5 protein-coding genes are annotated in these 7,844 nt (G+C 70.6%); 4 read left to right on the top strand and 1 reads right to left on the bottom strand.

Annotation, left to right across the window (positions count from 1 at the left end):
- Window positions 1-6: 6 nt before the first annotated feature.
- Window positions 7-1,800, top strand: coding sequence for an ABC-F family ATP-binding cassette domain-containing protein (locus J0670_RS23325; protein WP_307806655.1), 1,794 nt, complete (start codon window positions 7-9; stop codon window positions 1,798-1,800).
- Window positions 1,801-1,810: 10 nt separating this feature from the next.
- Here the strand turns inward: J0670_RS23325 and J0670_RS40345 are convergent, their stop codons facing one another.
- The gene (locus J0670_RS40345; RefSeq protein WP_207813604.1) at window positions 1,811-3,721 is read right to left on the bottom strand and encodes an FUSC family protein; all 1,911 of its coding nucleotides are present in this window, start codon (window positions 3,719-3,721) and stop codon (window positions 1,811-1,813) included.
- A 341-nt stretch (window positions 3,722-4,062) separates the two neighbouring features.
- Here J0670_RS40345 and J0670_RS23315 point away from each other — a divergent pair, with 341 nt between their 5' ends.
- From J0670_RS23315 to J0670_RS40590, 3 genes are all read left to right on the top strand, one after another.
- Entirely contained in the window at window positions 4,063-4,599 is a 537-nt protein-coding gene (locus tag J0670_RS23315) for a hypothetical protein (protein WP_207813603.1), read from the top strand.
- Window positions 4,600-4,642: 43 nt separating this feature from the next.
- Complete coding sequence (locus J0670_RS23310) at window positions 4,643-6,301, top strand: WXG100 family type VII secretion target (RefSeq protein ID WP_207813602.1); 1,659 nt, start codon at window positions 4,643-4,645, stop codon at window positions 6,299-6,301.
- Window positions 6,302-6,400: 99 nt separating this feature from the next.
- Entirely contained in the window at window positions 6,401-7,759 is a 1,359-nt protein-coding gene (locus tag J0670_RS40590) for a S8 family serine peptidase (protein WP_374223150.1), read from the top strand.
- Window positions 7,760-7,844 lie beyond the last annotated feature (85 nt).

Below are 7,844 nucleotides of genomic sequence, written 5' to 3'. Positions count from 1 at the left end.
GCCACCATCGAGTCCGTCACGAAGGTCTACGGCACCCGCACCCTGCTGGACGCGGTGAGCCTGGGCGTGAGCGAGGGCGACCGGATCGGCGTCGTCGGCCGCAACGGCGACGGCAAGACCACCCTGATCCGCATCCTCGCCAAGCTGGAGGAGCCGGACGGCGGCCGGATCACCTGGAACGGCGGCCTCCAGCTCGCCGTCCTCACCCAGCACGACTCGCTCGACCCGACGGCCACCATCCGGCACGAGGTCATCGCCGACCGCGCCGACCACGAGTGGCTCGGCGACGCCCGCATCCGCGACATCATCGAGGGCCTCTTCGGCGGCCTCGACCTGCCCGGCTTCGCCGACGGCCTGGACACCGTCATCGGCCCGCTCTCCGGCGGTGAGCGCCGCCGGATCGCCCTCGCCAAGCTGCTGCTCGGCTCGCCCGACCTGATCGTCCTGGACGAGCCCACCAACCACCTCGACGTCGAGGGCATCAACTGGCTCGCCCAGCACCTGCAGAAGCGCCGCTCCGCCCTCGTCTGCGTCACCCACGACCGCTGGTTCCTCGACCAGGTCTGCACCCGGATGTGGGACGTCCAGCACGGCGACGTGCACGAGTACGAGGGCGGCTACTCCGACTACGTCTTCGCCCGCGCCGAGCGCTCCCGGATCGAGGCCGTGGAGGAGCAGAAGCGCCAGAACCTGGCCCGCAAGGAGCTCGCCTGGCTGCGCCGAGGCGCCCCCGCCCGCACCTCCAAGCCGCGCTACCGGATCGAGGCGGCCAACGCCCTGATCGCCGACGTGCCGGAGCCGCGGGACAAGAGCGAGCTGATGAAGTTCGCCAACGCGCGGCTCGGGAAGACGGTCTTCGACCTGGAGAACGTCACCGTGAAGGCCGGCCCCAAGCTGCTGCTGGAGAACCTCACCTGGCAGCTCGGCCCCGGCGAGCGGATCGGCCTGCTCGGCGTCAACGGAGCCGGCAAGACCTCGCTGCTGCGCGCCCTGCGCGACGCGTACGCCTCGGAGGGCGACGTGCAGCCCGCCTCCGGCGTGGTCAAGGTCGGCAAGACCGTGCGCCTGGCCTACCTGTCGCAGGAGGTCGCCGAGCTGGACCCGGCGATCCGCGTGCTGCAGGCCGTCGAGCAGGTCCGCTCGCGGGTCGATCTCGGCAAGGGCCGGGAGATGAGCGCGGGCCAGCTGTGCGAGCAGTTCGGCTTCGGCAAGGACAAGCAGTGGACGCCGGTCGGCGACCTCTCCGGCGGCGAGCGGCGGCGACTCCAGTTGCTGCGGCTGCTGATGGACGAGCCCAACGTGCTGTTCCTGGACGAGCCCACCAACGACCTGGACATCGAGACGCTCAACCAGCTGGAGGACCTGCTCGACGGCTGGCCCGGCTCGATGATCGTCATCAGCCACGACCGCTTCTTCATCGAGCGCACCACGGACGTCGTCCACGCGCTGCTCGGCGACAAGCGGATGCGGATGCTGCCCGGCGGGGTCGACGAGTACCTGGAGCGCCGGGCGCGGATGGCCGCCGCCGCGGCTCCCGCCACTCCCGCCGCCGCCCCGGCCGTCGAGACCGCCGCCGCCGGACTGTCCGGCGGGGACCTTCGGGCGGCGAAGAAGGAGATGCAGAAGCTGGAGCGGCAGATCGCCAAGCTGGACGAGAAGGAGTCCAAGCTGCACGCCCAACTCGCCGAGCACGCCGCCGACTTCTCCAAGGTCGCGGAGCTGGACGCGCAGCTGCGCGCCGTCCGGGAGGAGAAGGAGGAGCTGGAGATGAGCTGGCTGGAGCTGGCCGAGCAGGTCTGACTCCGACCTACTACCGCTCGGCTCTGAGCAGGTTTTCGAGCTCGTCCGCCGCACGGCCCAGCGCGCTGCGCGTCGGGTCGTGCGGCGCGGTCGGCCGGGCCGCCGGCCGCGTCGGCGGGCGGTGCTCCCGGGCGGCGGCGGTCAGTTCGTCCAGCGCCCGCCGGACCCGCTCGGTCTCGGCCGGGTCCGGCACCCGGCCGCCGTAGCGGATCTGCGCGGCGAAGGCCGCCACCGCGCCGCCCAGCCGCTCCAGCGCGGCCGTGGCCGGCAGCCACTGCTCGGCCAGCCGGCCGGTGGGCGGCGGCTCGGTCAGCCCCTGCCGCACCTCGTGGCGGGCGTCCGCCAGCGACCGGTAGGCGGTGCGGCGCAGCCAGACCTGGGCGGTGCCGCCGTCGTCCGTCCGGGGACCGCCGGTCAGGGTGACGGCGTCGAGGTAGGCGCGCAGCGCCGCCGCCGCGTCCACCAGCCGGGGCTCGATCCGGTGGCGCGGGCGCTCGGGCCACAGCAGGTAGCCGAAGAGCAGCACGATCGCGCTCGCGAGCACGGTGTCCAGCACCCGGGGCCAGAACTCGGCCGCGCTGCTCTGGCCGCCGAGCTGCAACAGGATCAGCGCCATCGGGGTCATCACGACGGTGTTCAGCCCGTAGTGCGCCGCGGTGGCGTACGGGAGCAGGGCGACGCACACGGCCGCCATCGCGGTCAGCGCCCACTCCTCGGTGGTGAGCGACAGCAGCGCCGCCGTGACGGCCACGCCCAGCACCGTGCCGACCGCCCGGCTCACCGCGCGCAGGAACACCGAACCGAGGTCCGGCTTCAGCACGAAGGCGATCGTCATCGGCACCCAGTAGCTCTTGCTGAGCGGATAGTTGGCGGTCACCGCCGAGCCGGCCGCGATGCACAGCGCGACCCGCAGCCCGTACCGCACCGAACCCCGGGACAGCAGCCGCACCCGCAGCCGCCACGGGTCGGGCGGCGGCGCCGGGGCGGTACCGAGCCGGGTCGGACGGCCGGCGACGGTGTCGGCGGCGGCGCGCAGCGCCACGTCCAGGGCCTGCCGGGACGGGGTGTCGGGCCGCCAGTCGGGCACCACGACCTCGCCGCCGCCCCGCCGTACGGCCGCCGCCAGCAGGTTCGGCACCTCCGCCACCTCCGGCGGGACGGGCCGCCAGGCCCACAGCAGGCCGGTCGCCGCCTCGGTGGCGGCCAGGGCCGCCTCGTACATCCGGCGGATCCGGGCGGTGCGGGCGGTGCGGGCGGTCCGGCTTCCGCCGTGGCCCGGGAGCAGGTCCTGGAGCAGGTTCAGGCGGGCGGTCAGCACCTGGCGCGAGGCGGCGCCCCGCGGCGTGCCCAGATCGGCGAGGGTCCGGCCGAGAGCCTCGTACACGGCGGCCAGCGCCCGGTTGCGGGGATCCGAGGCGGGCCGGTCGTGCGCCCCGCCGGGCAGGCCCAGCACCACCACGAACGCGGCACCCACCAGCATCATCGGCGCCGCCGCCCACCACGGGTGCGGCAACGGCATCCCGCTGCCCAGCGCGGCCGACACCAACAGCAGCATCCCGGCCGCAGACCCGCGCGGACCCGTCGCACTCAGCGCGCCGGAGGCGAAGGCCGTCAGCGTCAGCGAGACGCCCAGCACGACCGCACCCGCGTGCGCCTGCTGCAACGCCGTACCGATCAGCATGCCGAGCGCGGAGGCGAACACGGCGGTCGCGATCCGGGCGGAGCGCAGACGGGCCGGCTCGACACGGTCGTTCATCGTCGCGTGCATCGCCCCGAGCCCCGCGAACACCCCCAGGTCCAGCCGGTGCGCCAGCAACCCGGCCGTCAGCGGCACCGCCATCCCGACCGCCGCCCGCGCCATCAACGCCACCGGCAGCGGCGGCCGCGCCGGCCGCACGGCCCGGGCCCACCAGGGAGTCACTGCGGCAGGCTTCTGCGAAGGCATGCGGTCACGTCCGTTCTGCGGCCTTGGGTCGCTGCTGTGCGACATTGCGCGGCAGATGGGGCGTACCGGGCCAGTCTACCCAGGGGCCGCGGTGGACTTTGTACGTGTCAAGTTCGTACCGATCGTGCACGGGCGGGCCAAGGGCCCTGCCGGTCCGACAGGGGTGGTGGCTACGATGACGGAGGCGCAGACCGCCCACAGGGCGGGCGGATGCGCCGACCAGGACGGTACGACCCAGAAGTTGACGGTGTGTTGCGGCGCGGCGCACCCGGGAATTGCCCGGAGTGCCCGCCCGTACGGGGGAGAGGTGAACTGCTGTGGCAGAAGCAGGAGCGAACGATTCGGGGACGAACCCGGGGACGCCCGACGCGTCGCCGTTCATGCTGTCGACGGGGCCGTTCGGGATCGGCAAGTTCGTCAGCACGGCGCAGACGAACTTCAGTGCCAGCGACCTGGTGTCGGCCTTCGGCAAGCAGGACGTGAAGGTCGAGCTGGACACGCTCACCGCGTTCTCGAAGAAGGTCGAGGCCCTGCTCCTGGCGATGGAGGGTTCTGAGGCCGCGCCGTACAAGCTCGAAGCGCAGAAGCTGGAACAGGCGAGCTTCGTCAGCGCGAACTCCGGCTCGTTCTCGGAGGCGACGGCCCTGAGTGCCAGGTACGAGAAGGTTCACTCCGAGCTCGTCCGGCTCCACAAGGAGTTCGTGGCGCAGATTCAGGCGATGCAGGACGCGGTTTCAAAGACGGCGGGCACGTATCAGACCAACGAGGACCACACGACGGCCGCGCAGAACGCGGTCGCGAAGAACGTAGACGTCACCTCTCCGCCGAGGACGAAGTCCAGCGCAAGCCTCTGACGACGGCACGAGGAGAGACTCACGGGGAGACGGGGAGCAGGTCATGGCAGGGGAATCGAAGTACCAGGGCATTGATCACGCCGCTCTTATCTCAATGGTTGATAAGACGCAGCCTGACATGGTGCTGAAGCGGGCCAATCAGCTTGAGAATGCCGGTCGAGTCCTGACGGATCTCAGCTCGGCACTCCAGGCACACCTCGGCCAAGTCACTTGGGAGGGGCCGGCGGCTGAGAACTTCAAGACCTGGGTCGGAAATCTGTACAAGTCCGCAGCGATCATCGGTCAGCACTCCACGACCGCCGGCGGTGCGATGACCCAGGCCGGTGAAGCGCTCAGTACTGCGAAGGCCGCGATGCCGCCGCTTCCGACGACGGCGATCGACAAACTGGCCCAACACGAGAGCCAGAAGCCTCTCCCGGGTGTGGAGTCCAAGCTTGCGGTAGGCCAGACGGTCGACGACTACATGAAGGCACAGCTTCAAGACAAATGGGTGACCAATGCTGAGGCCATCAACTACAAGGCGACGGTCGACAAGGAACACCAGGAAGCCGTCAAGCAGGTAGAGAACCTGGCCCAGGCGTACAGCGCGGCGACGACGACCCTGAACGGGATTCCTGATGACGTGAAGTTGCCGGGAACACCTGACACGGCGGCGCCAGACAAGAGTGGAAACACGGACTACACCGGTGGAGGTTCCGGCGGCGGTTATGGCGCCCCCATCCGTAGCCCTCGTTCCAGCAGCGGCAGCACGGGTGGTAGCTACGGCGCGCCTGTTGGCAGTTACCGTGGTGGATCCATGACAGTCCGCGATCCGGGAACGACCTGGCAGGACCCGTCCAACCCGGACCGCACCACCCCGACCCCTCCGCACGGTGGTGTCCAGCTGCCGCCCGCACCGCAGGACCCGGGCTCTCCGACTCCGCCGTCCCACCCGTCGGACCCGGTCAACCGCCCCGGTACCGGACTCGACAGCCTGCCGCCCGCGCCGACCCTGCCGAGCCAGACCGGCCCGGGCGGTCCCGGCCCCGTGTCGCCGAGCGGCCCGGGCGCCACGCCCGTCTACCCGGGCGGGCCCGGTGGCCCCGGCGGTACGCCCGGCATGCCGGGCGGCGGACCGATCACCGGCTTCCCGGGTGGGACCGGCGGCGGTTCGATCCCGACCAAGGGCACCGGTGGTGGTTACGTCCCCGGCAAGGGCGGTGGCTCGATCCAGCCCCGTACGGTGCCGTTCGGCGGCGGTCAGATCCCCGGCAAGTCCGGTAGCCCGGGTTTGCCCAGCGGCACGGTCTTCGGTTCCCGTGAGGCAGGACCGGCCAGTGGCCGGGCCGGATCGGCCACCGGTATGGGCGGCATGCACCCCGGTATGGGTGGTGGTCACGGCATCGGAGCTTCCGGCGGTAACGCGCGCGGTGGTCGGGGCTTGACCTCGACCAGCGGCGGCACGGTCGGCGGCCGCAAGGGACCTGCCACCGGCGGCGAGTTCACGCCAGGCGGTACGGGCCTGCGCAACCGGGCGGCCGCAGCGGGAGCCGCCGAGGGCGGCGCCCGCTCCGGGCAGAACGGCATGATGGGCCCGGGCATGGCCGGCCACGGTGGTGGTCGCAACGAGCGAGACCGCCGCAAGCGCGCCGACTACCTGCACGAGGACGAGGAGACCTGGACCAGCGGCACGCCGCACAGCAACCCGGACGTGGTTGAGTAGGGCGACAACGACTGCCCGGCCGCTGGGCTTTCCCAGCGGCCGGGCAGACCTGCTCGGGGCACGCTAGGCGGCTGGCGGAGAAGACGACGAGGAGTTGCGATGGGGCGGGCGAGTGCACGAATGAGCTGGCGGGCTGTTATGACAGCACTGTTGGCTGCGGGATTCGTTGTTGGCCCAGTCGCGGCACCTGCGGTTGCAGACGGCTCGATTCGTGGTGACCAGTGGCACTTGGACGCCATGCACGCCTCAGAGATGTGGAAGGTGTCCCAGGGGCAGGGTGTCACGGTTGCGGTGATCGATGGCGGGTTCAAATTGGATCACCCCGACTTGATCGGCCAATTTCTGCCGGGCAAGGACTTCAGTGGAAGTCCGGGTGGAGTGGGCACGTATGGCAATGAGCACGGCACGAAGATGGTTGGCCTGATCGCAGGAACCGGAAAGGCCAATGGAGGTAAGGGCGCCTACGGATTGGCCCCTGGGGTCAGGATCCTGCCATTGAAGATCAATACCGGTTCCGTTGGAACTGTGGTCTCCACTGATTTTCTTGACCAGGTTGGACAGGCTGTCGACTATGCGATCGACCAAGGTGCCAAGGTTGTAAGCATCTCTCAAGGAATCAACGCGGCTACTGCCTTCCCGGGCGACGTGGCCAAGCTGAATCGAATCCTTGCGGCTGCGAGGTCGAAGGGGGTGCTGGTCTTCGCGGCCGTGGGGAACGAGGCGCAGTCGGGGAATCCGGTTGACTATCCTGGAGCCCTTCCCAACGCCGTTGGTGTCGGGGCGATCGATCGAAACGGGACGGTGACGGACGAGTCCGAACATGGGCCGCAAGTTGCACTTGTAGCCCCTGGTGTGGACACGATCGCGGCCTGCACAACCCCGTCTGGGTACTGCACAGGCCATGGCACATCCGATGCGACCGCTCTGGCCTCCGCATCTGCGGCGTTGGTTTGGTCGGTTCACAAGGAGTGGTCGGCAAATCAGGTTCTGCGGGTGCTCATCAATACCGCAGGAAGGCCGAACGGGGGGACGGTTCGTACGGACGATGCTGGCTGGGGTGCGGTGCGGCCGCGGATTGCGCTGACGGATCCGGGTGATCCGGGTCCGGCGGATGTGTCGCCGCTTCCGGCTGACATGGCGTCGCCGTCGGCGGTTCCGTCGGCTTCGGCTTCGGCTTCGTCGGTGCCGAGCCCGGTGGAGAGCCCGACCGGCGGGGCGGCGGCGCCGACGTCGCAGCCGAAGGCCGAGTCGTCGTCCGGGTCCGGTGGCAGCGGGCTGCCGATCGTGGCTGCGGTGGTGGCCGGGTTGGTGTTGGTGGTCGGGGTGGTGTTCGCCGTGGTGCGGCGGCGGAAGTCGGCCGTATCACCGGTGCCTCCGCAGCAGCCGGTGGGTTCGGTGCCGCCTCCGCCGTCGTACCAGCCGCCGGTACCGCCGGAGGACAACCCGTACGCGAGGTAGTTTCGCCGCTCTCGGTGGATGTGGCCTTGGTCTCGGTTGGCCGGTGGCTGTTGCGGAAGTTGATCGCGGTGCTGCGGGGCGCGTG

Source organism: Streptomyces sp. FH025 (assembly GCF_017427025.1).
GTDB lineage: Bacteria > Actinomycetota > Actinomycetes > Streptomycetales > Streptomycetaceae > Kitasatospora.
The sequence above is the reverse complement of the archived record's forward strand: the minus strand, read 5'-3'. Positions and strand labels throughout refer to the sequence as shown.